We start from the raw sequence: 22,766 nt of genomic DNA on the forward strand, positions 1-22,766 counted from the left end.
AGCGAGCGTGCGCCGTGGCTGAGGGCCCCGGCGTCGATACCAATCGTCTGTCGGCGCTGTTCGACGTCGAGCATCGCGCCCGTAGCGCGACCGATCTGACCACGCTGCGGTTTGTCATCGTCAACGAGAGCCGGCGGGTGTTCGGCTACGCGCATGCTGCGCTGATCGAACCGGGGGCGACCGGCTGGAAGATCACGGCCGTGTCCGATGTGGCCAGCGTGGATCGCAATGGCCTGTTCGCGCAGTGGGTCGAGCGGGCCTTTGCCCAGCAGAAGCCGGCCGATGACACCGCTTTTGATCTGAACGGCGACGCCCTGGGCGACTGGGAACGCGGCGTCTGGGGCGACGTCAGCCCGGCACATGTCCACGTCGTGCCCTTGGGGGCGCCGGGTCGCGCGCCCGAGGCCTGGCTGTGGCTGGCCGCCGAACAGCCGCTGGACGGCGGGGCGACATCGCTGGCCGAGCACATGGCCGAAGTCTATGGGCATGCCTTGGCCGCACTGTCGCCCAACACCCGTCGGCGCAGTCTCTGGGAGCGCTTGTCGAAACGACGTTACTGGCTGGCCCTGGCGGCACTCGTCGTCCTGATTCTGCTGCTGCCCGTACGCTTGTCGGCGTTGGCGCCGGCCGAGATCGTGGCACGCGACCCGGATATCGTGGCCGCCCCGCTGGACGGCGTGGTCGAGAAAGTGCTGGTTGCGCCCAACGAACGGGTCAAGGCCGGGCAATCGCTGGTCGCACTCGACGATATCGAGACACGCAACCAGTATGAGGTCGCCAGCGAACAGCTCGAGGTGGCCAATGCCCAGCTCGAACAGGCCGAGCAGGAGGCGTTCAACGATGCCCAGTCGCGCGCCGAGCTTGCCACGCGCCGGGCTGAAGTGGGCCTGCGCGAAGTTCAGAAAGCCTATGCCAAGCAACAGCTTGACCGGATCGTGCTAAAGGCCGAGCGTGCGGGTATCGCGATCTACAGTGATCCCGACGACTGGGCCGGGCGCCCGGTCCAGACCGGCGAGCGGATCATGCAGCTGGCTGATCCGGCCCGGCGCGAAGTCCGTATCGATCTGTCGGTTGATGATGCGCTGCTGCTCTCCGAAGACGCACCGATGAAGCTGTTTCTGGATTCGCACCCGCTGTCGCCCGTCGCCGGGCGGATCGTGCGGGTGTCCTACAAGCCGGAAGTCGACGCACACGACAAGCTGGTCTATCACGTGACCGCGCGCCTGACCGGCGAGCGCGACTGGCTGCGGATCGGGCTGCGCGGCACCGCCAAGATCAGCGGCTCGCGGGTGCCGCTGGTGTATTACCTGCTGCGCCGGCCGATCGCCGCACTGCGTCAGACCATCGGTTATTGATCGTCGGCGGTGACTAGGGCGTGTCGTCATAAGATATGCCGTCGCATTGCCCGCGCCGGGCGCGTCAGGCAAGGCGCGGGCCGCCGACCGTGGCTAGCCACGGTCAAGGTCCGTAACGCGGCATGGCGCGTCCGGCGCGGGCAACCCGAATGGGCCGGTGGCCAAGCCCCGGCAATCCTGCGTTATCGCTCGCTTACGTGGAATAACCACGCTGCACGCGCGATGCCTTGTCTTGCCGCGGCTTGGCCGCCGGTGCGCCGACTTATCTTATGACGACACGCCCTGCCACGACGATTGAAAAAGACGAGGACGACGACGCGGCGCTGGTGCTGCCGGCCCTGCGTGCCGATCTACGCCTGGCGCCGGCGGCGCCGGATACCGACGGCTCGCCGATGTGGACGTTGTTCGATCCACTTCGCAACCAGTATTTTCATCTGCACGTGCAGGGGCTGCGCCTGATACGCCACTGGCGCGCCGGGGCCACGGCTGGCGATATTGCGGCCGAGATCACGCGCGACGGCGTGCCCATGAAGGCTGATGAAGTGGCCGGCATGGCCCGCTTCATGGCGGCCTCGAACCTCACGGCCGCCGGCACGCCACAGGATACCGAGCGCCTGGTCGATCAGGCCGAGCGCGGGCGCACGACCTGGTATGCCTGGGTCATGCACCGCTATCTGTTCTTTCGGATACCGCTGGTGCGCCCCGATGCGTTTCTGGTGCGCTGGCTGCCCCAGGCCCGCCAACTGATTGCCCGGCCCATGCGCTGGGCGCTGGTGATCATCGGCCTGCTGGGGTTCTATCTGGCCGGCCGGCAATGGGACGAGTTCACGTCCACGTTCGTGCATTTCCTCTCGTGGGAAGGGCTGGTCTGGTACGGCTTGGCCCTGGTGGCCGTCAAGTCGATCCACGAGCTGGGCCATGCCTTTGTGGCCAAGCATTTCGGCTGTCGTGTGCCGTCGATGGGCGTGGCGTTTCTGGTCATGGTGCCCATGCTCTATACCGATGCCACCGATACCTGGCGACTGGTCAAGAACGCTGACCGCCTCAAGGTGTCACTGGCCGGGGTCTGTACCGAGCTCGTGATCGCGCTCGTGGCTACGTTCGCCTGGGGCATGCTGCCCGATGGCGGGCTGCGTCAGTCCGCGTTCTTTCTGGCCACCACCAGCTGGATCGCCACGGTGCTGGTCAATCTGTCGCCGTTCATGCGTTTTGACGGCTATCACGTACTGGCGGATCTGTGGGGTATTCGCAATCTGCAGCCTCGCGCCTTCGCGCTCACCCGCTGGCGCCTGCGCGAGGCCGTGTTCGGCTTCGGCGAGGCACCGCCGGAGGCCTTTGCCCCGCGCCGGCGTCGCCTGCTGGTGCTTTATGCCATCGGCTGCTGGCTGTATCGGCTGGTGCTGTTTCTTGGCATCGCGCTGCTGGTCTATCACTTTGCCTTCAAGGCGCTGGGCATCGTGTTGTTCTGTATCGAAATCGGGTATTTCATCGTGCGACCGATCGTCAACGAGCTCAAAGCGGTGTGGGGCTACAAATGGCCGATCAATCGCTCGCTGATCCGCAGCGGCCTGGTGTTGCTGGTGCTGCTGGGGCTGCTGTTCATCCCCTGGCACGGCACGATCGGCCTGCCGGCCGTGTTGGTGGCGGCCGATCACACGGAAATCCATGCCCCGGAGCCGGCGCGTATCCAATCGGTGGCGGTGCGCGCCGGCGATGTGGTCGAGAAAGGCCAGACCCTGTTCGTGCTGGATAATCCGGATCTTGAAGAAAAGATCGCCGAAAATCGGGAACGGATCCGCGTGATCGAGACCCGACTGGAACGCCGCGCCGGCTCGCCCGAGGATCTGGCAGCCAGCGGCGTGCTCGAGCGCCAGCGCGCCGAACTGGACGCCCAGATCGCCGGTTTCAAGAAACGTCAGGGTGCACTCGTGATCACGGCCCCGTTCGCCGGGCGTGTAACCGATCGTATGCCGCTGCACGCCGGCGAATGGATCAACCCGCGTCAAGCACTGGCTCAACTCGTGGCCGCGGGCGGTGCGCGGGTCTATGCCTATGTCAAAGAAGGCCAGCTGCGTCGTATTCAGGCGGACGCGCCGGCGCGTTTCATCCCGGATGACGGCATCCACAACGCGCTTGATCTACACGTGCTCGGCGTCGACGATGCAGCCAATGAACAACTGGCCTATCCGATCCTGGCCGATCGCTACGGCGGCAGTCTGGCCACGGTCAACGACCCGGGCGATCGCGGTGCCCGCGAGGATCGGCCCACGCTCGAAGGCGGGCAATACCGTGTAACGCTCGCCCCGAACGAGGCCACGCCGGCCCCGGAGTGGCAGATCCGCGGCGAGGTGCGCGTTCAGGGGCCGGCCGAAAGCATCGCCGGGAGCATATTCCGTAACGCCGCGGGCGTGTTCATTCGGGAAAGCGGGTTTTAGACAAGACAATCCGCCGATGAACGAGACAGGTCGATTAAATCAGTGTTTCAAGCGGCATGCCCGGGGTTGCCCGACAAAAGCCGCTCAGCCCAGATCGAAATCGGCGACCACCGGGACATGATCGGAGGGGCGTTTGCGCCCGCGCTCGCCCACATGTGCCTTGCAGCCGGTGCAGACCTCGCGCAGGGCCGGCGTGGCCAGAACATGATCGATGCGCAGGCCGGCGTTACGCGCCCAGCCGCCGTTACGATAATCCCACCAGGTGAAACAGTGTCGGCCTTCCTTGTCGGCCTCGAACAGCGGCCATAGATCGGCCAGCCCCGCATCCAGCAGCGTCTGCAACGCCGCGCGCTCCGGTTCGGAGCACAGAATACGGCCTTCCCACTTGTCGGCGTCGTAGGTGTCCTGGGGCCTGGGGGCGATATTGAAATCGCCGGTGAGCACCAGCTTGTCGTGACGACTCAACTCATCGGCCAGCCACCGGGCGAGGGCGCCAAACCACTCGAGCTTGTAGGTATAGCTGGGATTGTCGATATCCTTGCCGTTGGGGCAATAAACGCCGATGACCCGCACGCCGTCGACAGTGGCCGCGATGACGCGCTTGGCATCGTCCTCGAAGCCGGGCAGGGCATGCACCACGTCTTGCGGGGCAGCCTTGGACAGGAGGGCGACGCCGTTATAGGTCTTCTGCCCGTTGAAGACGGCGTGATAACCGGCCTCGCGCAGATCGTCGATCGGAAACTTGTCATCGGTGAGCTTGGTTTCCTGCAGCGCCAGTACGTCCACAGGCGTCTTTTCCAGCCAGGCCTGGATGTGCGGCAGGCGGACATTGAGCGAGTTGACGTTCCAGGTGGCGATCTGCATGAGCTGTTCTTCTCGGTCGATGACAAGCCATCACCGGCCTGTCCGTGTAGTCTGATAAGTCTGGTATTTCAAGCTCTGGCCTGCCCGTCATGCGAACCCGTGCCATGCTTTGTTTGAGCCTTATTGTACCCAGCCTGTGGCTGGCCGGCTGCGCCAGCGCGCCGCCCCCGGAGACGACGATGACCGACGACAACACGTTCACGCCCTGCGACGGCGCGCCGCACTGTGTCTCGTCACAGGCCGCCCCCGACGACAGCCACTACATCGAGCCGTTTGCCTACGCCACCGATGCCCGCACCGCGCGTTATCAACTGATCGGCCTGATCCGCGAGCAGCCCCGCACGGCGATCAAGACCGACGAGGATCGATATATCTATGCCACGTTCTCCACGCGCCTGGGCTTCACCGACGACGTCTATTTTCTATTCCGCAACAGCGAACAGAAAATAGATGTTAAATCGACCTCCCGCGTGGGCTACTACGACATGGGCGTGAACCGCCGCCGCGTCGAGCGCCTGCGGGCATTGTTCGACGAGCGTTTGTCCGGGCGTTGAAAGTTGGGTTCCTTGAAGAAAGAAATCCGCGAATAAATGCCAATAAGCGCAAATAAAAGAAAGACAATCCGCAGATGGGCGCCGATTTACGCCGATTGAAAAGATGAGTTATGGGTAGTGCGAACTACCGGAGTGAAAAGACTCTCTGAGCGCGTACAGCCATAAAGTTCTCGTCTTTATCTGCGGCCATCTGCGGCCATCTGCGGCCATCTGCGGGTAACATGCCCGTATTGATTTGCATTTATTCGCGTTCATTGGCGGACGTTTTCAATAAGCAGCTTAGATTTGCGGATAACGGGCCTGCTGGATAAACGTCTCGCTGGAAAACAAAAATCTGTCCGCGAATGAACGAGAATGAGCGCGAATAGAAGAAAGACAATCCGCAGATGAACGCAGATTTACGCCGATTGAAAAGATGATTTATGGGGAGTGCGAACTACCGAAGTGAATATGACTTTCGGAGCACGTACAGCCATAAAAGTTCTCGTCTTTATCTGCGCTAATCTGCGGCCATCTGCGGATAACCGCCTGTATTCATTTGCATTTATTCGCGTTCATTGGCGGGTGTTATGAATCAAGCCGCGCGTTGGTCGTCGGCCAGGCCGCTGTGGCGCAGCAGGGCATCGATGGCCGGTTCGCGGCCGCGGAAGGCCACGAAGTTGTCGGTGGCACTTCGGGTGGCGCCGCGCTCGAGCACTTCGGTCTTGAAGCGGGCACCGGTGGCGGCGTCGAACAGGCTGGTTTCCTCGAAAGCCGCGAACGCATCGGCCGAGAGCACTTCGGCCCATTTGTAGCTGTAATAGCCTGCGGCATAGCCGCCAGCGAATATATGCATGAACGAGTGCGGGAAGCGGTTGTAGGCCGGCTGTTCGATGGGGGCGACCTCGGCGCGTACGGCGGCCAGGGTGTCCATCACGCCGCGGCCCTCGTCCGGGGCAAAGTCCTTGTGCAGGCGCAGATCGAACAACGAGATTTCGACCTGGCGCAGCATCTGCCAGCCGGCCATGTGGTTACGCGCCGCATAGAGCTTGTCGAACAATGCCTGGGGCAACGCCTCGCCGGTTTGATGATGCGCGGCGAACAGATCGAGTGATTCACGATGCCAGCACCAGTTTTCCATGAACTGGCTGGGCAGCTCGACCGCATCCCATTCCACGCCGGAGATGCCGGCGATGCTGGCTTCATCGACCTGGGTGAGCATGTGATGCAGCCCGTGGCCGAACTCATGAAACAGTGTCGTGACCTCGCCGTGGGTCAAAAGGGCCGGCTTGTCGCCGACCGGCGGCGAGAAGTTGCAGGTCAGAAACGCCAGCGGTGTCTGGGTGCCGGCTGTATCCACGCGCCGGCTCTGGAACGGGTGCATCCAGGCCCCGCCGCGCTTGCCTTCGCGGGCGTACGGGTCGAGATAGAACACCCCGCGCAGAGTCTCGTTCCGGTCGTGGATTTCATACACGGTGACGTCTGCATGCCAGGTCGCGGCGTCGTGGCGCGGGGTGACGGTGATATCGAACAGGCGCGCACAGACCTTGAACAGCCCGTCGATGACGGCCGGCGCGGCGAAGTAGGGCTTCAGGTCTTCCTCGGCGTAATCGTAGCGCGCGGTCTTGAGTTTCTCGGCGTAATAGCCGATATCCCAGGCGGCCAGCGCCTCGATGCCGTCGGCAGCAGCCAGTTCTCGCAGGGCACCCAGTTCGGCGTGGGCCGGCGTCTTGCTGCGCTCGGCCAGATCCAGCAGGAAGGTCTCGATCTGCTCGGGGGAGTCGGCCATCTTCTTGGCCAGCGACTGCTCGGCGTAGTTGGCAAAGCCCAGCAGCTCGGCGCCCTCCTGGCGCAGCGCCAGGAGCTCGTCCATGAGCGCCGAGTTGTCGTATTCGCCGGCGTTGGGCCCGACATCCGAGGCGCGCGTGGCAAAAGCCTCGTGGATCTCGGCGCGCAGCGCGCGATCATCGGCGTGGGTGAGCACGGCCATCAGGCTCGGCGCATCGAGTGTGACAAGCCAGCCGTCCATGTCTTTTTGCGCCGCGTTCTGGGCCAGCAGATCACGGGCCGAGTCCGGTAGGCCGGCCAGCCGGGCCTCGTCGGTGATGTGCTTGTGCCAGGCCTGGGTCGCATCCAGCAGGTTCTGCTGGAACGTCGTGGCCAACTCGGAGCGGCGCTGGGCGATATCGGCAAAACGTTTCTTGGCCGGGCCGGCCAGCGCCACGCCGGCGAGCTCGAAATCGCGCAGCATGTGCTCGATCACGCGTTGACGGGCCGGGCCGAGTTCGGCGAATGCCGCGCTGTCATGCAGGTTGGCGACCGCCTGGTAGAGTGCGGTGTTCTGGCCCACCTCCGAGGAAAACGCGGTGAGCTTGGGTACACAGGCCTGGTAGGCATTGCGCCACTCGGGCGAATCCATCACCGCATGCATGTGTGCGACCGGCGAAAACGCGCGATCGATAGCGTCCTGGCTGTCCTCGATCGGGGCGATGAGGGTGTCCCAGGTGGGCTCGTCGGCGTGGGCCAGTGCGGCGTCGATGGCCTCGCGGGCCGCGTCGATGAGCTGATCAACCGCCGGCTCGGCGTGGTCGGGCGACAGGCTGGCGAAATCCGGCAGGGCCGTTGAGCCGGCGGCAGCCAGGGCGAGCAGGGGGTTGTTCGAATCAGGCATTACAAACGTCGTGTCGACAGGCAATACCCTGATGATGCGGCAACAGCCGCGGCGATCAAGCCCGCCGGGCCCATCGCGGCGTGGTGGCCGGAACGCGTTGGGCCGGCCTACAATACGGGCCAACAGTTCGTTTCGAACACACAGGATATTTCATGAGCGATCACTATGATCTGATCGTCATCGGCGGCGGTTCGGGTGGTATGGCCACGGCCCGCCGGGCCGCGTCTTATGGCAAGCGCGTGGCGCTGATCGAGCGCGGGCGTCTCGGCGGCACCTGCGTCAACGTCGGCTGTGTGCCGAAAAAAGTCATGTGGCACGCCGCGGCTTATGCCGAGGCCTCGGCCCATGCCCACAACTATGGCTTCACGCACCCCTCGGCCGAGCATGACTGGGCCCGGCTGGTGGCCAATCGCCGCACATATATCGAGCGTCTCAACGGCATCTACGACCGTAATCTGGACAAGGACGACGTCGAGCTGGTGGTGGGTGAGGCGTCTTTCGCCGGTGAGCGTGAAGTCACGGTCGGCGATCGCCGGCTGACCGGCGAGCACGTGCTGATCGCCACCGGCGGCAAGGCCAGCTGGCCGGAGATTCCCGGCGCCGCGCTCGGCACGGATTCCGACGGTTTCTTTGAGTGGGAGAGCCGGCCGGACAGCGTGGCCATCGTCGGCTCGGGGTATATCGCCTGTGAGCTGGCCTGCATGCTGAACGGGCTGGGCACCCGGGTCAGCCTGCTGCTGCGCAAGGAACACGTGCTCAAGGGCTTTGACGCCATGCTGGGTGACACGCTCATCGAGCGCATGCGTGAGGCTGGGATCGATGTCCAGATGAACCGCCAGAGCGTGGCCCTGCACGAGCAGGAAGGCGGACATATCGCGGTCGAGTTTGAGGACGGCGACACCGTCAAGGGCTTCGACCGGCTGATCTGGGCGATCGGACGCGTGCCCAACACCGATACACTGGCACTGGAACAGATCGGTCTGGAGCTGGCCGGCGACGGCACAGTCCCGGTCGATGAATGGCAAGACACCGCACTTCCCGGCGTGCACGCGCTGGGTGATGTGACCGGCGGGCCCGAGCTTACCCCCGTGGCCATCGCGGCCGGCCGCCGGCTGTCTGACCGGCTGTTTGGCGGCATGCCCGAGCGCAAGCTGGATTACAGCAATATTCCGACCGTGGTGTTCACCCATCCGCCGATCGGCACCGTGGGCCTGTCCGAAGCCGATGCGCGCGCGCAGTTCGGCGACGATAGCGTCAAGATCTATACCAGCCACTACGTCGCGCTCTATCACGGCGTGCTGGATGACAAGACCCCGTCGGACATGAAGCTGGTCTGTGTGGGCGACGAAGAAAAGGTTGTGGGTGCGCACGTCATCGGCGACGGCGCCGACGAGATGACCCAGGGCTTTGCCGTGGCCGTGAAAATGGGTGCGACCAAGAAAGACTTTGACGATACCGTGGCCATCCATCCGACGAGCGCTGAAGAGTTCGTCACGATGACGTGAGCCGGCGTGGTCTATACGTTATCGGCCGGGCGGCCACGATGAGTCTCGTGGCCGGTCTGCTGACGGCCTGCTCGGGCCAGTTCTGGGTCAATACGCTGACTCCGTCGTGGGGCCATACCCGCCACGCCGATATCGCCTACGGTGATCTGGCCCGTCAACACCTGGATATCTACAGCCCGAGCGAGCCTGCCCCGGGCCGCCCGGTGGTGGTGTTTTTCTACGGCGGCAGCTGGCAGGAAGGCAACAAGGACGGCTATCGCTTTGTCGGCCAGGCTCTGGCCTCGCGTGGGATCACCGCGGTTATCCCGGATTATCGACTGTATCCGCAGGTCACGTTTCCGGGCTTTATCGAAGACGGCGCCGCCGCGGTGGCCTGGACACGAGCGCATATCGACGAGTACGGCGGCAACGGTAAGGATCTATTTCTGGCCGGCCACTCGGCCGGCGCGCATATCGCGGCCATGTTGGCCGTTGCACCGGATTATCTGGCGGCGGTCGATGTGCCACGCGAGGACATACGCGGGCTGATCGGCATGGCGGGGCCGTATGATTTTCTGCCGATCATCGATCCCACGCTACAGACCATATTTGCGCCAGAATCGGGCTGGCCGCGTACCCAGCCGATCAATTTCGTGGATGCGAGCGTGCCGCCGACGCTGTTGCTGCATGGCCTGGCGGATGAAACCGTCTTGCCGAAAAATACACGGCACATGGCCGAAAAAATCAACGCAAGTGGCGGAAATGCCAAGACAAAATACTACCCTGACGTGACACACGTCATGTTGATCGCCCCGCTGGCCGCGGTGCTGCGCTTCAAGGGGGATGAGCTGGATACCGTTGCTGCCTTCGTGAAAAAGCACGCCACGGACAGCTAGAGTTCAGGTTGGCTGGTTATGGTCACGGGCTTATGAAGCACGAGGGGCGATCATGAGACGTCTAATGATACAAAACGTCTGCATAGCGGCGTGTCTATTGTTTGCAGCGTCCATCGCGCAGGCGCAGTCCGATGAGTGGGAAAGTCTGAGCGTGGCCGCCTCGGCTTATAACTCTCTGCCGTCGCAAACTGCCAACAACCCGGCCATTGCAGCCTGGGGCGACAGGCTCAAGCCCGGCATGAACGCTATCGCTGTTTCGCGCGACCTGATCAAGAAAGGCCTGACACACGGCACCAAGGTCAGGATCAAGGGCTTGCCCGGGGTCTATATCGTACGCGACAAGATGGCCGCGCGGTGGAAGAACAAGATCGATATCTATATGGGTAAGGATGTCACCGCCGCCCTGGAATGGGGCATGCGCCACGATATCGAGATCGAGTACGCCGAAAACAGCTGAGCGATCGATATGATCGGCCGCCGGCCGGTTTGATGGCGATCCGTGTCGCGGTTTGGTCGACTGCGTTAATCTCGCAACTTGTTTGTCGTAACAAGGATTGCTCATGGCAGGCCAGCTCATCCTCCTGCGCCACGGACAGAGTCAGTGGAATCTCGAGAATCGCTTCACCGGTTGGGTGGATGTCGATCTTACCGATACCGGGCGTGACGAAGCCCGTAATGCCGGCCGGCTACTGGCCGAAGACGGTATTCGTTTCGACGTGGCCTTCACGTCGGTGCTTCAGCGGGCCATCAAGACGATGTGGCTGGCGCTGGAAGAAATGGAGCAGCCCTGGGTCGAGGTCGAGCGTCATTGGCGCCTGAACGAGCGCCACTACGGTGCGCTGCAAGGCCTGGATAAGGCCGAAACCGCCGAGAAACACGGCGAGGAGCAGGTGCATGTCTGGCGTCGCAGCTACGACACACCGCCGCCGGAAATGGATCGCGACGACCCGGGCCATCCCTGTCACGATCCACGCTATGCCAAGCTCGACGTGCGTGCCCTGCCGGGTACGGAATCGCTGGCGCTCACGCTCGATCGTGTATTGCCGTTCTGGCACGACGCCATCGCCCCGCGTTTGAAGGCCGGCGATAACGTGCTGGTGGCGGCCCACGGCAACAGCCTGCGTGCGCTGGTGAAATATCTCGACGGTGTATCCGACGACGAGATCACCGGCTTGAACATCCCCACGGGCATTCCGCTGCGCTACAAGCTTGACGACGAGCTGAACGCTCTGGAATCGGCCTATCTGGGCGATGCCGATGCTGCCGAGAAAGCCGCCGATGCCGTGGCCAATCAGGCCAAGGGCAAGTAGCGATGAATCACGGGCGCCGATCGGCGCCCGTCCAGGGCCTGTTGCCGTTTCATGCGAACGCCGCGTTGGAGACCGCAAATGGTGTCCTGCAAGACTCGCCAGGGGCAGGGCACCCATCTTTAATTTTTATGGGCGGCCCAACCGTTTGGGACAAGCGCCCACAAAATGAGCGACACGTCGGCAATACAGCCCCTAGGGCCTGTTGCCGTTTCATGCGAGCCCGCGTTGGAGACCGCAAATCGTGTCCTGCAAGGCGCGAGTCGCCGCATCGTGGCGTGCCACGATCAAGGCTTGCAACGCCGCAGGGCGCGATTTTCGGCCCAACCCGAAGGGACAAGCGCTGTTTTGCGGCAATACAGCGTTCTAGCCCTCTTGCGCAGAATGACTGCGCGGCGTGGGCTACGCCTCGTCTTGCCGCAAAACAGCGCTTGGCGCGGGCCCGCATGAAACGGCAACAGGCCCTAGCAACGTATCGCGCTGTTCAGCCGGTCGGTCATGGCATCGAGTAGGCCATGGCGGACAAGAAAGCCGTGGGCGTCTTCAGCATCACGCTCAAACCAGGCGGCGGCGGAGCCCAGACGAAAGGTATACCCCCAGGCATCCATGTCACGACACATATCGGCCCGGGATATGCCCGCCAGGCGATCACAGGCCATGATCTGCCAATAGCAGACCGCATTCTCCTCGGCGTAGGTGCCGCCGGCATCGGTATCCAGTACCGCGCGGCGTTTGCTACTCATACAGACATAGTGCCCGGCCTCGTGCAGAGCCGAATGCAGCGGTGTGTCAGAGCGCACGATCAACGTATCGCCCTTGAGCCCGGCCTCGGCGTCGCCCCAGAAACTGCCGGGAATCGGCTGATCCAGGCCGATCGGCTCGACCCGTAGCGAAAACTCGGCCAGCAGTGCCTGCAGGCGATCGATACCGACGGCCGAGACCGACGTTACATCTTCGATACGGGGCTCGGCAGTGGTTTCGCTCATGATGTCGGGTGCCGGGTGATCACACATGGCGCGCAGCATAGCTAAGCCCGGGTAGCGTTCAAAGCCCGGGCGATAAGAGGCTGCATGTTAAACTCAGTGCATTCTGCAGACTTGGAATTGTTATGACGCTTGTTGATGATGACGCAACCATTCGCGATATTCTGGCGCAGGTTCGGCGGATCGCCGTGATCGGCCTGTCGCCTGACCCGGAGCGGCCATCGCACGGCGTTGCCAAGGGCATGATCGAGGCCGGTTACGACATCATTCCGGTGAACCCGTTCGAGAGCAAGATTCTTGGGCGCAAGACGTTTGCCGACCTGAAATACGTCAGCGATGCCGTCAATATGGTGGCCGTGTTTCGTGAGCCCAAGCACGTTCCGGAAATCGTCGAGATGTGTATCGAGAAGAAAGTGCGCAACCTGTGGCTTCAGGAGGGCGTCATTCATAACGAAGCTGCCAAATATGCTGCTGAGCACGGTATGCATGTGGTCATGGATCGTTGCATGTTCAAGGAATACAGCCGACTGCTGGGGTGATTACTGCGATATGCCGGTGTTCTTGGGCTTGTTCCGCGGATTGGGTAGACTCGGTGCCCAGCCGAAACACACAGCGGCGCATCTATCGCCGGTCTGCCTAGGAGAATGATATGACCCCGGTCATTTGGATCATCATCGCTGCCGTGAGCGCGGTCATCGCGCTACTGGCCGGTTATTTCATCGGCAACAAGACGGGTGGCGGCGTCGATCGCTCCGATGAAATCGCCAAGCAGAAACAAGAAAACGACGACTTCCGCGGCGATGTGCGCGAGCATTTCCAACAGACAGCCGCTATCATGTCGCGCATGGCTGAAGACTATCGCGACATGCACCAGCACATGTCACAAGGTGCAGAGCGCCTGGCCGACATGGATCGTGAAAAGCTGGCCGCCCCGTCCAACCCGCAGAGCTTGGGCAACACCGACGAGTCGAAAAAAGAACAAACCAGCCCGAGCCAGCTGGGTAGCGCCATGGATGCCAAGGTCAACGGCGGCAAGCCCAGCGAAACCCCGAGCCAGCAGCCCTCGGACGCCGCGGTAAAAAGCCAGCCGAAGAAATAACGCGCATCAAACCGCGTGAATCGAAAAAGCCGGGCATGTCCCGGCTTTTTTGTGCCTGTGTTCTTTCAAGGCTATCCACAGATTGCCTGGCTGGGCCGTTAGGCGCCGAGCCCAATTCTTTTTTTTTCCGCAGATTAATGCAGATGAACGTAGATGAAATAGAACGAAACGCTGCCAATTCTGGCCTGAGAGGCGTTGAAAACGCTTGACTGATTAGCAACAAGCGCGGCTTAGATACCCGGCAAATCGCCTGAAAGAACGAAGCCGGAAAACACATCGCCATGAGAAAACGAGCAGGTCTCGACAGCTCAAAACATCGCATCTCAGAAGGTTAGAGGGTCTGGGAAGCTATTATTTAGCCGTCAAATCGTCTGCCACGCCAAGCCCCCATCTGCGCAATCTGCGTCCATCTGCGGATAGCCTTCAAAGAACGAGGCCCCGAATCAGGAGGATGCGTTCAGGCGAGCCGCGGCGTGGCGCTGGATGGTTTCGACCATCGAATACAGCCCGTTGCGGCGGTTCATGGTGATGTGCTGCTCGAGGTTGAGATCGGCAAATACCTGTTGAATATCGGTATCGGCGATCTGGCGCGGTGTCTTGTCGGAATAGATCATCAACAACACGCCGATCAACCCGCGCACGATATGCGCATCGGAGTCGCCGCGAAAATGCAGCTTGTTGTCGGCATCCTCGTCGTCAGCCACGAGCCAGACCTGGCTCATACAACCGCGTACCAGGGTGGCCTCGTTGCGCTCGGCGTCATCCAGCGGCTCGAGTTTGCGGCCCAAGTCGATGATATAGCGATAGCGCTCTTCCCAGTCGGGCAGCAGTTCGAAGGTGGTCTTGAGCTTGTCGATGTTTTGATCCATGACCGGCCTGCACTCGGATTTATGACTGAAGAAGTTGGGTCGATACGGCGCTGAGTCAAGCCGGTGAAGCGCTGGGCACGCAGCCGTTATAGACTGCGGCCATGATGCGATCGAGCATAGGGCAGAGGCTGTACCGGTGGTTCCGTAAGGGCATGATCGCTGTGTTGCGCGCGCCGATCCTGTTCTATCGGCGCGTGATTTCACCGTTGCTGGGGCCGCGGTGTCGTTTTTATCCGACCTGCTCGGCGTATGCCCTACAAGCGCTGTCGCGCCATGGCCCGGTCAAGGGTCTGGGCCTGGCTATCTGGCGAATCATGCGTTGCCACCCGCTGAATTCCGGCGGGCATGACCCGGTGCCGCCCAGGCGTTGTGGCCACCACCACGACGACGACTCGTGCGGATGATGCATACGAGCCAGCGCAGGGTTTATAGTGCGCGGCTTGCATGATAGGGCGCCTGCCCGATCATCTTCACGCGATTCACGCCAGCCCAGGGACGCCATGAGCGGTTTTTCCGAGCACAAAGCCTTGAACCTGCCGGCCATCGAGGCCGATGTCCGTGCCTGGTGGGACGAGGCCGGCGTGTTCGAGGCCTCGACCGCCGCCCGGGCCGACGGTCCGAATTTTGCTTTTTATGAAGGCCCGCCCACGGCCAACGGCCGCCCCGGCATTCATCATGTGCTTGGGCGTACGATCAAGGACGCCTTCTGTCGTTACAAGACGATGCAGGGCTATCGCGTGGATCGTAAGGCCGGCTGGGACACCCACGGCCTGCCGGTGGAGATCGAGGTCGAGAAAGAGCTGGGTCTGAAATCGCGCGAAGATATCGAGGCCTATGGCATCGCCGAATACAACGCGGCCTGTCGCGATTCGGTGCTGCGCTACAAGCATCAATGGGATGAGCTCACCCGGCGTATCGGCTATTGGGTGGATCTCGACGCGCCCTATGTGACGTTCTCCAACGAGTACATCGAATCGGTCTGGTGGCTGCTGGCCCAGCTCCATAAGCAGGGCCTGCTCTACAAGGGCCACAAGATCCATTGGTATTCGCCGGGCTCGGGCACCGTGCTGTCCTCGCACGAGGTCAGCCTGGGCTACAAGGAAGTCCAGGATCCGTCGATCACGGTCAAGTTTTTTGTCGAAGACGAGCCGGATGTCGCGATCCTGGCCTGGACCACCACGCCTTGGACGGTGCCCTCCAATGCCGGGCTGGCCGTGGCGCCGGATATTGATTATGTCCGGGCGGTCCATGAAGACACGACTTATATCCTGGCCGCCGACTGTGTCGCGGCGACCCTGGGTGAGGGGGCCGAGATCGTCTCGACCTTCAAGGGCTCGGAATTGATTGGCACGCGCTATCGCCCGCCGTTCGATTTCATGCATGAGCTCGACGGCGCGGCCGATGCCTGGCGCGTCATCGCAGGTGATTTCATCTCCACCGAGGACGGCACGGGCATCGTGCACATGGCCCCGGCATTCGGCGGCGACGATTATCGCGTCTCGGTCGCAGCCGGCCTGCCGGTCTTCAACCCGGTCGAAAACGACGGGCATTTCCGAGCCGATTTTCCGCTCGTGGGCGGCCAGTGGTTCAAGGATGCCGACAAGACACTGGCGCGTGATCTCAAAGAGCGTGGCCAGCTCTTTGCGCAAGACGTGACGGTTCATAACTACCCGCACGACTGGCGCAAGGGCACGCCGCTCATGAATTACCCGGTCGAGTCCTGGTTCGTGGCCACCCAGCAGAACAAGGACCGGCTGGTCGCCTATAACGACCAGATCGACTGGCACCCGCCGCACGTCGGCACCGGGCGTTTTGGCGACTGGCTGGCCAACAACGTGGACTGGGCGCTCTCGCGCCATCGCTACTGGGGCACGCCGCTACCGATCTGGGTCAACGACGCCGACCCGGACGATATCGTGGTCATCGGCTCGATCGCCGAGCTGCGCGAGTACGCCGGCGATCAAGTGGCCGGCGATGACACGCTGGATCTGCACAAGCCCCAGGTCGATGCCATCACCTGGCAGGCCGCCAACGGCGGCACCATGCGACGCGTGCCCGAGATCATCGACGTGTGGTTCGACTCGGGCGCCATGCCGTTTGCCCAGTGGCATTACCCGTTCGAGAACAAGGAACTGTTCGAGGCCAATTTCCCCGCGGATTTCATCTGCGAAGGCGTGGATCAGACCCGCGGCTGGTTCTATTCGCTGCATGCCATCGGCACGCTGATCAAAGACTCGCCGGCCTATAAGAACGTGATCGTCAACGGCCTGCTGCTGGACGCGAACGGCGAGAAGATGTCCAAGTCCAAGGGCAACACCGTCGATCCGTTCGAGGCCCTGGACACCCACGGCGCGGACGTCATCCGCTGGTACATGCTGACCAGCTCCCAGCCCTGGGATAACACCAAGTATGCCGACCGGGCCCTGCGCGAAACCCGCACCAAGGTCTTCGGCACGCTGGAAAACGTCTATTCGTTCTTTGCCACCTACGCTAATATCGACGGCTTCACCGCCGATACGCCGGCACCCGCCGTCAATGAGCGCCCCGAGCTGGATCGCTGGATTCTCTCGCGCCTGCAGTCCACGGCCGCAGAAGCTGCTGCCGCGCTGGATGCTTACAACCCGACGCGGGCCACCCGCGCTGTCGAGCGCTTTATCGACGCGCTGTCCAACTGGTATATCCGGCGCTCGCGGGCACGTTTCTGGGCCGGGGCGCGCGCGGATGCCGGCGGGGATGCGAGCGCGGCCGAGGTCGCCGACAAGCGTGCGGCGTATCACACCACGCTGACCTGCCTGCGTGACGTAGCCGCCATGATGGCGCCCATCGCCCCATTTTTCGCCGACTGGCTCTATGGCCAGGTCGTGGCCTCGAGCGGCGCGCGCGCCTCGGTGCACTTGGCTGACTTTCCGGTGGCCGATGACACGATCACCGACGCCGATCTGGAACGCCGTATGGGCCTTGCCCGGGCGATCGTGGCCAATACGCTGGCTCTTCGTAACGAGGCCGGCATCAATGTGCGCCAGCCTGTGGCACGGATTCTGGTCGTCGAGGAACCGGGCGTGGCGCGGGCCGATGTCGAGGCGGTGGCGCCGATCGTGCGCGACGAAGTCAACGTCGATGCCATCGAGTTCGTGGCCGGCGAGGGCGATCTGGTCAAACGAAGCGTCAAGGCCAACTTCAAGACGCTGGGCAAACGTCTGGGCAAGCAGATGAAGCCGGCCGCCGCCGCGATCGCGGCCTTGGATGATGCCGCGATCGCCACCTTCATGCGCGACGGTGCGCTCACCGTGGACGTCGAGGGCACGCCGATAGCGCTCGACGGAAACGATCTGATCGTTTCGGCCGAAGGCGTCGAGGGGTGGCTCGTTGGTCGCGAGGATAGCGTCACGGTGGCACTTGATAGTACACTTGACGATTCGCTGATCCAGCGCGGGCTGGCACGCGAGGTCATCAACCGTATTCAGAGGCTGCGCAAACAGGCCGAATTTCATGTGGCTGATCGTATCCAGGTGGTTTATGCCGCGGATACGACGCTGGCCCAGGCCATCGACACGCACGCCGAGCTGATTGCGCGAGAGACACTCGCACGCCATGTGTCCGTGAGTGCATCGCCGGCCGGCGATGTCGTGGCCGATTTCACAATCGGTGACGAAGCGCTGTCGCTAGCGCTCACGCGCGAGGCATAAGACAGGCGCCGGGCTCGGATACAGCACGGGTTTTTTTAAAAACGATTCGCATACGCGTAACGGTCTTCGATCATGAAACAGGATATTCATCCCAACTATCGCCCCGTCGTCTTCAAGGACATGGGCAGCGACTTCGCCTTCCTGACGCGCTCGACCATCGAGTCCAAGGAAACGATCGAGTGGGAAGACGGCAACGAATACCCGCTGATCAAGCTGGAAGTGACCAGTGACACGCACCCGTTCTACACGGGCAAGCAGAACATCATGGACACCACCGGCAAGGTCGAGCGCTTCAACCGTCGCTTCGGCATGATGCGCGGCGCCAAGAAATAAGACTGCGGTGTCGGCGGCCGTGGGCATGCCCGCGGCCGTTGGCCATGACCGTTTCGTAAAGCGCGCCGGTGAGCTATCGCCGGCGCGCTTTCGCGTGTCTAAAATTTGGCCTGTGGCTGTGTTTGTGCAAGAGCAACGAAGCCGGCCAGCGGCGGGTGGGTGATGTCGTCGCGGCGACAGCCGAGATGGATCTGCTTGGTAATGCCATGCATGCCCAGGCGACACGTAGCCAGCGCCAGGCGATCGCTGTATTCAAGCGCCAGCCAGCGCGGCAGAGCCGCCACACCTCGTCCAGCGCCGGCTCGCCGGGCTGACGGCCAGCGACTACGCGCGTCGCAGCGCTTATTCCGAGCGCGCCCGCCGGCAGCGTGACAAGCTGGCGTTGCCGTCGTTTCCAACCACCACGATCGGCTCGTTCCCGCAGACACAGGCCGTGCGCCGGGCCCGCGCCGGTTACAAGGCCGGTCGGCTGAGCGCGCCGGATTACGAGACGTTTCTGGCCGGCCAGATCGATGATGCGGTCGCGCTCCAGGCGGATATTGGTCTGGATACGCTCGTGCACGGCGAGTTCGAGCGTAACGATATGGTCGAGTATTTCGGCGAGCAACTGGCCGGCTATGCCTTCACCAAGCTGGGCTGGGTGCAGTCTTACGGCACGCGCCACGTCAAGCCGCCGATTATCTACGGCGATGTCTCACGCCCGGCGCCCACGACCGTCAAATGGTCAAGATATGCCCAGTCGCGCACGAGTCGGCCCATGAAGGGCATGCTCACCGGCTCGGTCACCCTGGTGCAGTGGGTCTTTGTGCGCGACGACCAGCCCCGGGCCGAGACCATGCGCCAAGTGGCGCTCGCGATTCGTGAAGGGTTGCCGCTGCGTCGCAGCGACCGGGCAGATTATCTGGCCGCGGCCACTGCCGCGTTTCGTCTGGCAACCGCGGGTGTGGCGGATACGACCCAGATTCATACCCATATGTGCTACTCGCAGTGCAACGACATCATCGAGGCGATCGCCGCGATGGACGCCGACTGTATTTCAATCGAGACAGCGCGCTCTCAGATGGCACTGCTCGATGCGTTCGCCGTGTTCGATTACCCCAATGAAATCGGGCCCGGGGTCTATGACATTCACAGCCCGCGCGTGCCGGATGCCGCTGACATGGGCGCGCTGCTGAAAAAAGCCACCCAGGTTCTGGCCCCCGAAAAGCTCTGGGTCAACCCGGACTACGGCCTGAAAACCCGCGGCTGGGCCGAGGTCGAGCCGGCCTTGCGGCGTATGGTTGATGCCGCCCGGCAACTGCGCCAGGCGCACGCGCATTAAACAGCGTCAGCCGTCGACCTGCTTGCTCTTGCGATGCCCTGCCTCGTTCTGGCCAAGCTGCCAGTAGCTGGATATATAGAGCCGGGCTCGCTCGACTTCGCGCTCGTCGCGTAAATGCGTGCGCAGCGCCTGCATGGCGCGGAACTCACAGGCCGCCCAGACCGACGGTCTGCCCGGTTGCCAGATCATCTCGCGCACGGCCTCGGCCAGCAGCTCAGCGCGCTCGCCGGGGCTTGGGTTGATCAACCAATCGATGGCAAGCCCGCGCGGGGCCGATAGCGCCTGGCGATCCCGTGTATCGATCACCTCGATGATCGCCCGGCCGCTGGCTCCGGCAGGCAATGCCTCGATGTTGGCCCCGATAGCCGGCAGCGCTGTCATGTCCCCGGTCAAGAGAAACCAATCGGCGTCGTGATCCAGACGTTTGACAGGCCCCGGGCCGCTGGCCTCGATCGTGTCGCCGGGGCTCGTGTCCTCCGCCCAGCGAGCCGCCGGGCCGCCATGCGCATGGCGCACCACATCGACATCGATCGCCTCGGCGTGTTGCTGGCGCACGGTATAGGTGCGGAGCAAGGGGCGGCTGCTGCCCGGCTGGGCAAATCGCAGCTTGATATACGCCGTTTCCTGATCCGGTGGGAAATCGGCCATGCCCGCGCCACCCAGTGTGAGGCGCCACATATTGGGTGTGACCAATCGTTTGGCCAGCACGGTGAATTGCCGTGGTGCCGGCCGGCTCATGGGGCCGCCACGGGCGTGTCGCCACCTGCGCGCGTGGGGCCAGACGTCATTGCAGGCAATAGAAGACGTGTCTGGCCACGCCGGCCGCGTGACTGTTCAATCCGCGCACACGAGTACGGCGAGAAGTGCCCCTAACAATGCTTGGGAGCACTTCGTTGGACCACAGGTTTTGTCGATACGTCGCGGCCAGTGGTTTGTTTGAGACATCAGCGCTTGGTGGCATGCGTGGGTAGAAGTCCGGCATTCAGCCTAGTGAATGATCCGCACGATGCCTGGTGCGGTCAACCAGAGCCGGAGCTCGCTGCGATCTTTAAAGGCTAACGATCGGTTGTAAATGCACGACTGGCAAATCGAGAGCACTAGATCACAAGTTGCCTGGTCGTTTTCTTAAGGCATCGTTCATTTTTAAAGGTTTGAGCGCGTACTTTTTATTGCTTCGATTAAAAAATATTTTGCGATATAGCCGGTAATTAATCCAAAAAGCCTTTAATAAGTAAGCTATTTATTTGTATCGATGACTGATAGTCGCTTTTTTATAAAAAACACTATAAGATAGCGTTAATGACGACGCTCTTGGTCGTCGTCCGCTGGCTGTCTCATATACCGCCCTGCACGCCAGCCGGCGCGCGGGGCGGGTGAGCCGCATGGCGCTCATTCATCGGCATAACAACAGGCAAAGGCCATTCTTATGTACAAGTCACAGCGATCCATTTGTGTTTCTTCGATGGGTGTTGCCCTGCTCATGTTGGCAGCGGCGCCGGCGTTTGCCGCCACGAAGACAAGCTCTTTCCAGGTCAGTGCGACCGTGCTGGCGAACTGCACGATTGACTCGACCAATCTGGCGTTTGGTAACTACGACCCGCTTGCGACCGGCCCGGTCAACCAGACCAGTACCGTCAACGTGCGCTGTACGTTGGCCACGCCGTACACGGTGGGCCTGAACACGGGCGCGAACGCCGGTAGCAGCGGCACGGCGTTCGCTAATCGCAGCATGGTGGGGCCGGCGGGCAATCTGCTGAAGTACCAGCTCTATACCGATGCCGGCCGTACGGCGATCTGGGGTGACGGTACGAACGGCACGCAGACGATCAGCGGCACCGGCACCGGCGTGTTGATCGCCAGCCCGCAGGCCAGAACAGTCTATGGCCAGATTCCGGGTGGCCAGGATGTTCAGCCGGGCGCTTATTCTGACACCGTCGTCGCAACGATCACTTATTGATTGCTGGATACGAATTCCCGGGGCAGGAGAGGCTATGACGGTTGTCGGTCGACTGATGTGTTTGTGTGGCGGTCTGGTATTGCTTGGGCTGTCCGTGAGTGCCACTGCCGCCACGCTCAATGTTGCGCCGGTGCGTGTGGCGCTGGCGCCGGGCGAGACGAGCGCCACCGTTCAGGTGCACAACTCGGGTGATCGCATCGCGATCATGCAGGCCCGGGTGTTCAAGTGGTCTCAGGCGCAGGGCGCGGCCGACCAGTACGACCCGACGCGATCTCTGGTCGTCACGCCGGCCGTATTCTCTATCGGGCCGGGCCAGATGCAGGTGCTGCGGGTGGGGGTTCGCGCTGCGGCCGATGACAACGCCGTGGAACAGGCGTATCGGCTGTTGCTCAAGGAGGTGCCACCCACGAAGCTCGGCGAAGGCTCCGGGCTGCGCGTGGCATTGCAGATCGATATGCCGATATTCGTGTTGCCGGCCTCGGCCCCCACGGTCGATGCCGAATGGCATGCCGAGCGCACCGGATCGAACGCGTTGCAGCTGACGGTTGAAAACCACGGCAATGCCCATCTGCAGATCACTCAGCTCAATCTGTCGGCCGGGGGCGAGGCCCTGGGTCTGACCGATTCGGCACCTTCTTTGATGTATGTATTGCCGGGCCAGAGCCAAACTTGGTCGCTGACCACGCAAAAGCCGTTGCCGGCGACCGGCCAGACGATCGATATCGCTGCCGAAACGGATCGCGGCAGTCGTCAAGAACAGATCATGCTTGGCTCCTGATTCGCGCCGATCACCCCGCGAGACGACGTTGCTATCGCGTTGCAGTCGAGGTGGCGTAAAGCGGTCGTGCGTGCCGTGCCGTGCTCGGCCGGCTATCGTTCATCGCGCTTGGCGCGCCTGGCGCGCTTGCGCGTTGATCCCCGAGACGTCCTGAAAGCGCGGTCGCTGCTGTGAGTATTTTGCGCTTGCCGCGGA

General features: G+C 62.4%; 19 protein-coding genes and 1 pseudogene. 15 read left to right on the forward strand and 5 right to left on the reverse strand.

Going from position 1 to position 22,766, the window contains the following annotated elements; genetic code table 11:
- The first annotated feature begins 14 nt into the window (after window positions 1-14).
- Both SAJA_RS13255 and SAJA_RS13260 read left to right on the forward strand, forming a co-directional pair.
- A complete protein-coding gene (locus tag SAJA_RS13255; RefSeq protein ID WP_123659147.1) occupies window positions 15-1,355 on the forward strand; it encodes an efflux RND transporter periplasmic adaptor subunit in 1,341 nt (446 codons plus the stop codon).
- A gap of 269 nt (window positions 1,356-1,624) precedes the next feature.
- Window positions 1,625-3,790, forward strand: a complete 2,166-nt coding sequence (locus SAJA_RS13260; RefSeq protein ID WP_123659148.1) for a site-2 protease family protein — start codon at window positions 1,625-1,627, stop codon at window positions 3,788-3,790.
- Window positions 3,791-3,874: 84 nt separating this feature from the next.
- Here the strand turns inward: SAJA_RS13260 and xth are convergent, their stop codons facing one another.
- Window positions 3,875-4,654, reverse strand: coding sequence for an exodeoxyribonuclease III (gene xth / locus SAJA_RS13265; RefSeq protein WP_123659149.1), 780 nt, complete (start codon window positions 4,652-4,654; stop codon window positions 3,875-3,877).
- Window positions 4,655-4,833: 179 nt separating this feature from the next.
- On the opposite strand from xth, the gene SAJA_RS13270 reads away from it, so the two are divergent.
- A complete protein-coding gene (locus SAJA_RS13270) occupies window positions 4,834-5,208 on the forward strand; it encodes a DUF1499 domain-containing protein (RefSeq protein ID WP_184999891.1) in 375 nt (124 codons plus the stop codon).
- 574 nt (window positions 5,209-5,782) lie between these two features.
- On the opposite strand, the gene SAJA_RS13275 is transcribed toward SAJA_RS13270, so the two are convergent.
- The gene (locus tag SAJA_RS13275) at window positions 5,783-7,858 is read right to left on the reverse strand and encodes a M3 family metallopeptidase (protein ID WP_123659151.1); all 2,076 of its coding nucleotides are present in this window, start codon (window positions 7,856-7,858) and stop codon (window positions 5,783-5,785) included.
- 152 nt (window positions 7,859-8,010) lie between these two features.
- Between SAJA_RS13275 and gorA the strand changes: the two genes are divergently transcribed.
- The 4 genes from gorA (at window position 8,011) to gpmA (ending at window position 11,548) form a co-directional block, all read left to right on the forward strand.
- Window positions 8,011-9,363: a glutathione-disulfide reductase gene (gene gorA, locus SAJA_RS13280; RefSeq protein ID WP_123659152.1), complete on the forward strand. Its 1,353-nt coding sequence runs from the start codon at window positions 8,011-8,013 to the stop codon at window positions 9,361-9,363.
- A 38-nt stretch (window positions 9,364-9,401) separates the two neighbouring features.
- The gene (locus SAJA_RS13285) at window positions 9,402-10,238 is read left to right on the forward strand and encodes an alpha/beta hydrolase (protein WP_123659153.1); all 837 of its coding nucleotides are present in this window, start codon (window positions 9,402-9,404) and stop codon (window positions 10,236-10,238) included.
- Between the two features lie 97 nt (window positions 10,239-10,335).
- Complete coding sequence (locus tag SAJA_RS13290) at window positions 10,336-10,695, forward strand: 3D domain-containing protein (RefSeq protein ID WP_245963332.1); 360 nt, start codon at window positions 10,336-10,338, stop codon at window positions 10,693-10,695.
- Window positions 10,696-10,798: 103 nt separating this feature from the next.
- On the forward strand, window positions 10,799-11,548 hold the full coding sequence (gene gpmA / locus SAJA_RS13295; RefSeq protein WP_123659155.1) for a 2,3-diphosphoglycerate-dependent phosphoglycerate mutase: 750 nt from the start codon (window positions 10,799-10,801) through the stop codon (window positions 11,546-11,548).
- A gap of 461 nt (window positions 11,549-12,009) precedes the next feature.
- Here gpmA and SAJA_RS13300 read toward each other — a convergent pair whose 3' ends face one another.
- Window positions 12,010-12,531, reverse strand: a complete 522-nt coding sequence (locus tag SAJA_RS13300; protein WP_221180248.1) for a hypothetical protein — start codon at window positions 12,529-12,531, stop codon at window positions 12,010-12,012.
- A 122-nt stretch (window positions 12,532-12,653) separates the two neighbouring features.
- Here SAJA_RS13300 and SAJA_RS13305 point away from each other — a divergent pair, with 122 nt between their 5' ends.
- Together SAJA_RS13305 and SAJA_RS13310 are read left to right on the forward strand one after the other, a co-directional pair.
- The gene (locus SAJA_RS13305) at window positions 12,654-13,067 is read left to right on the forward strand and encodes a CoA-binding protein (protein ID WP_184999892.1); all 414 of its coding nucleotides are present in this window, start codon (window positions 12,654-12,656) and stop codon (window positions 13,065-13,067) included.
- Between the two features lie 110 nt (window positions 13,068-13,177).
- Window positions 13,178-13,627, forward strand: a complete 450-nt coding sequence (locus tag SAJA_RS13310; RefSeq protein WP_123659156.1) for a Z-ring associated ZapG family protein — start codon at window positions 13,178-13,180, stop codon at window positions 13,625-13,627.
- 443 nt (window positions 13,628-14,070) lie between these two features.
- Here the strand turns inward: SAJA_RS13310 and SAJA_RS13315 are convergent, their stop codons facing one another.
- Complete coding sequence (locus SAJA_RS13315) at window positions 14,071-14,496, reverse strand: SufE family protein (RefSeq protein ID WP_123659157.1); 426 nt, start codon at window positions 14,494-14,496, stop codon at window positions 14,071-14,073.
- 152 nt (window positions 14,497-14,648) lie between these two features.
- Here SAJA_RS13315 and yidD point away from each other — a divergent pair, with 152 nt between their 5' ends.
- The 4 genes and pseudogenes from yidD to SAJA_RS13340 all read left to right on the forward strand — a co-directional run.
- The gene (yidD, locus tag SAJA_RS13320; protein ID WP_221180249.1) at window positions 14,649-14,900 is read left to right on the forward strand and encodes a membrane protein insertion efficiency factor YidD; all 252 of its coding nucleotides are present in this window, start codon (window positions 14,649-14,651) and stop codon (window positions 14,898-14,900) included.
- 96 nt (window positions 14,901-14,996) lie between these two features.
- Window positions 14,997-18,182, forward strand: coding sequence for an isoleucine--tRNA ligase (gene ileS / locus SAJA_RS13325; RefSeq protein ID WP_123659158.1), 3,186 nt, complete (start codon window positions 14,997-14,999; stop codon window positions 18,180-18,182).
- A gap of 72 nt (window positions 18,183-18,254) precedes the next feature.
- The gene (locus SAJA_RS13330; protein ID WP_123659159.1) at window positions 18,255-18,515 is read left to right on the forward strand and encodes a type B 50S ribosomal protein L31; all 261 of its coding nucleotides are present in this window, start codon (window positions 18,255-18,257) and stop codon (window positions 18,513-18,515) included.
- A 188-nt stretch (window positions 18,516-18,703) separates the two neighbouring features.
- Window positions 18,704-19,836 (forward strand): annotated as a pseudogene (locus SAJA_RS13340) (5-methyltetrahydropteroyltriglutamate--homocysteine S-methyltransferase); the annotation flags it as partial.
- A 6-nt stretch (window positions 19,837-19,842) separates the two neighbouring features.
- Here SAJA_RS13340 and SAJA_RS13345 read toward each other — a convergent pair.
- The gene (locus SAJA_RS13345; RefSeq protein ID WP_123659162.1) at window positions 19,843-20,574 is read right to left on the reverse strand and encodes a siderophore-interacting protein; all 732 of its coding nucleotides are present in this window, start codon (window positions 20,572-20,574) and stop codon (window positions 19,843-19,845) included.
- A gap of 742 nt (window positions 20,575-21,316) precedes the next feature.
- Between SAJA_RS13345 and SAJA_RS13350 the strand changes: the two genes are divergently transcribed.
- Both SAJA_RS13350 and SAJA_RS13355 read left to right on the forward strand, forming a co-directional pair.
- Window positions 21,317-21,793, forward strand: coding sequence for a Csu type fimbrial protein (locus tag SAJA_RS13350; protein ID WP_184999893.1), 477 nt, complete (start codon window positions 21,317-21,319; stop codon window positions 21,791-21,793).
- Between the two features lie 34 nt (window positions 21,794-21,827).
- On the forward strand, window positions 21,828-22,571 hold the full coding sequence (locus tag SAJA_RS13355) for a fimbrial biogenesis chaperone (RefSeq protein WP_221180250.1): 744 nt from the start codon (window positions 21,828-21,830) through the stop codon (window positions 22,569-22,571).
- Window positions 22,572-22,766: the final 195 nt, after the last annotated feature.

This window comes from Salinisphaera japonica YTM-1 (assembly GCF_003788585.1).
GTDB classification, from domain to species: Bacteria; Pseudomonadota; Gammaproteobacteria; order Nevskiales; family Salinisphaeraceae; genus Salinisphaera; species Salinisphaera japonica.

Coding starts and splice junctions, on each gene's coding strand:
- SAJA_RS13260 (WP_123659148.1), top strand. CDS start 1,625: ATGACGACACGCCCTGCCACGACGATTGAAAAAGACGAGGACGACGAC.
- xth (WP_123659149.1), bottom strand. CDS start 4,654: ATGCAGATCGCCACCTGGAACGTCAACTCGCTCAATGTCCGCCTGCCG.
- SAJA_RS13270 (WP_184999891.1), top strand. CDS start 4,834: ATGACCGACGACAACACGTTCACGCCCTGCGACGGCGCGCCGCACTGT.
- SAJA_RS13275 (WP_123659151.1), bottom strand. CDS start 7,858: ATGCCTGATTCGAACAACCCCCTGCTCGCCCTGGCTGCCGCCGGCTCA.
- gorA (WP_123659152.1), top strand. CDS start 8,011: ATGAGCGATCACTATGATCTGATCGTCATCGGCGGCGGTTCGGGTGGT.
- SAJA_RS13285 (WP_123659153.1), top strand. CDS start 9,402: ATGAGTCTCGTGGCCGGTCTGCTGACGGCCTGCTCGGGCCAGTTCTGG.
- gpmA (WP_123659155.1), top strand. CDS start 10,799: ATGGCAGGCCAGCTCATCCTCCTGCGCCACGGACAGAGTCAGTGGAAT.
- SAJA_RS13300 (WP_221180248.1), bottom strand. CDS start 12,531: ATGAGCGAAACCACTGCCGAGCCCCGTATCGAAGATGTAACGTCGGTC.
- SAJA_RS13305 (WP_184999892.1), top strand. CDS start 12,654: ATGACGCTTGTTGATGATGACGCAACCATTCGCGATATTCTGGCGCAG.
- SAJA_RS13310 (WP_123659156.1), top strand. CDS start 13,178: ATGACCCCGGTCATTTGGATCATCATCGCTGCCGTGAGCGCGGTCATC.
- SAJA_RS13315 (WP_123659157.1), bottom strand. CDS start 14,496: ATGGATCAAAACATCGACAAGCTCAAGACCACCTTCGAACTGCTGCCC.
- yidD (WP_221180249.1), top strand. CDS start 14,649: ATGATCGCTGTGTTGCGCGCGCCGATCCTGTTCTATCGGCGCGTGATT.
- ileS (WP_123659158.1), top strand. CDS start 14,997: ATGAGCGGTTTTTCCGAGCACAAAGCCTTGAACCTGCCGGCCATCGAG.
- SAJA_RS13330 (WP_123659159.1), top strand. CDS start 18,255: ATGAAACAGGATATTCATCCCAACTATCGCCCCGTCGTCTTCAAGGAC.
- SAJA_RS13345 (WP_123659162.1), bottom strand. CDS start 20,574: ATGAGCCGGCCGGCACCACGGCAATTCACCGTGCTGGCCAAACGATTG.
- SAJA_RS13350 (WP_184999893.1), top strand. CDS start 21,317: ATGTTGGCAGCGGCGCCGGCGTTTGCCGCCACGAAGACAAGCTCTTTC.
- SAJA_RS13355 (WP_221180250.1), top strand. CDS start 21,828: ATGACGGTTGTCGGTCGACTGATGTGTTTGTGTGGCGGTCTGGTATTG.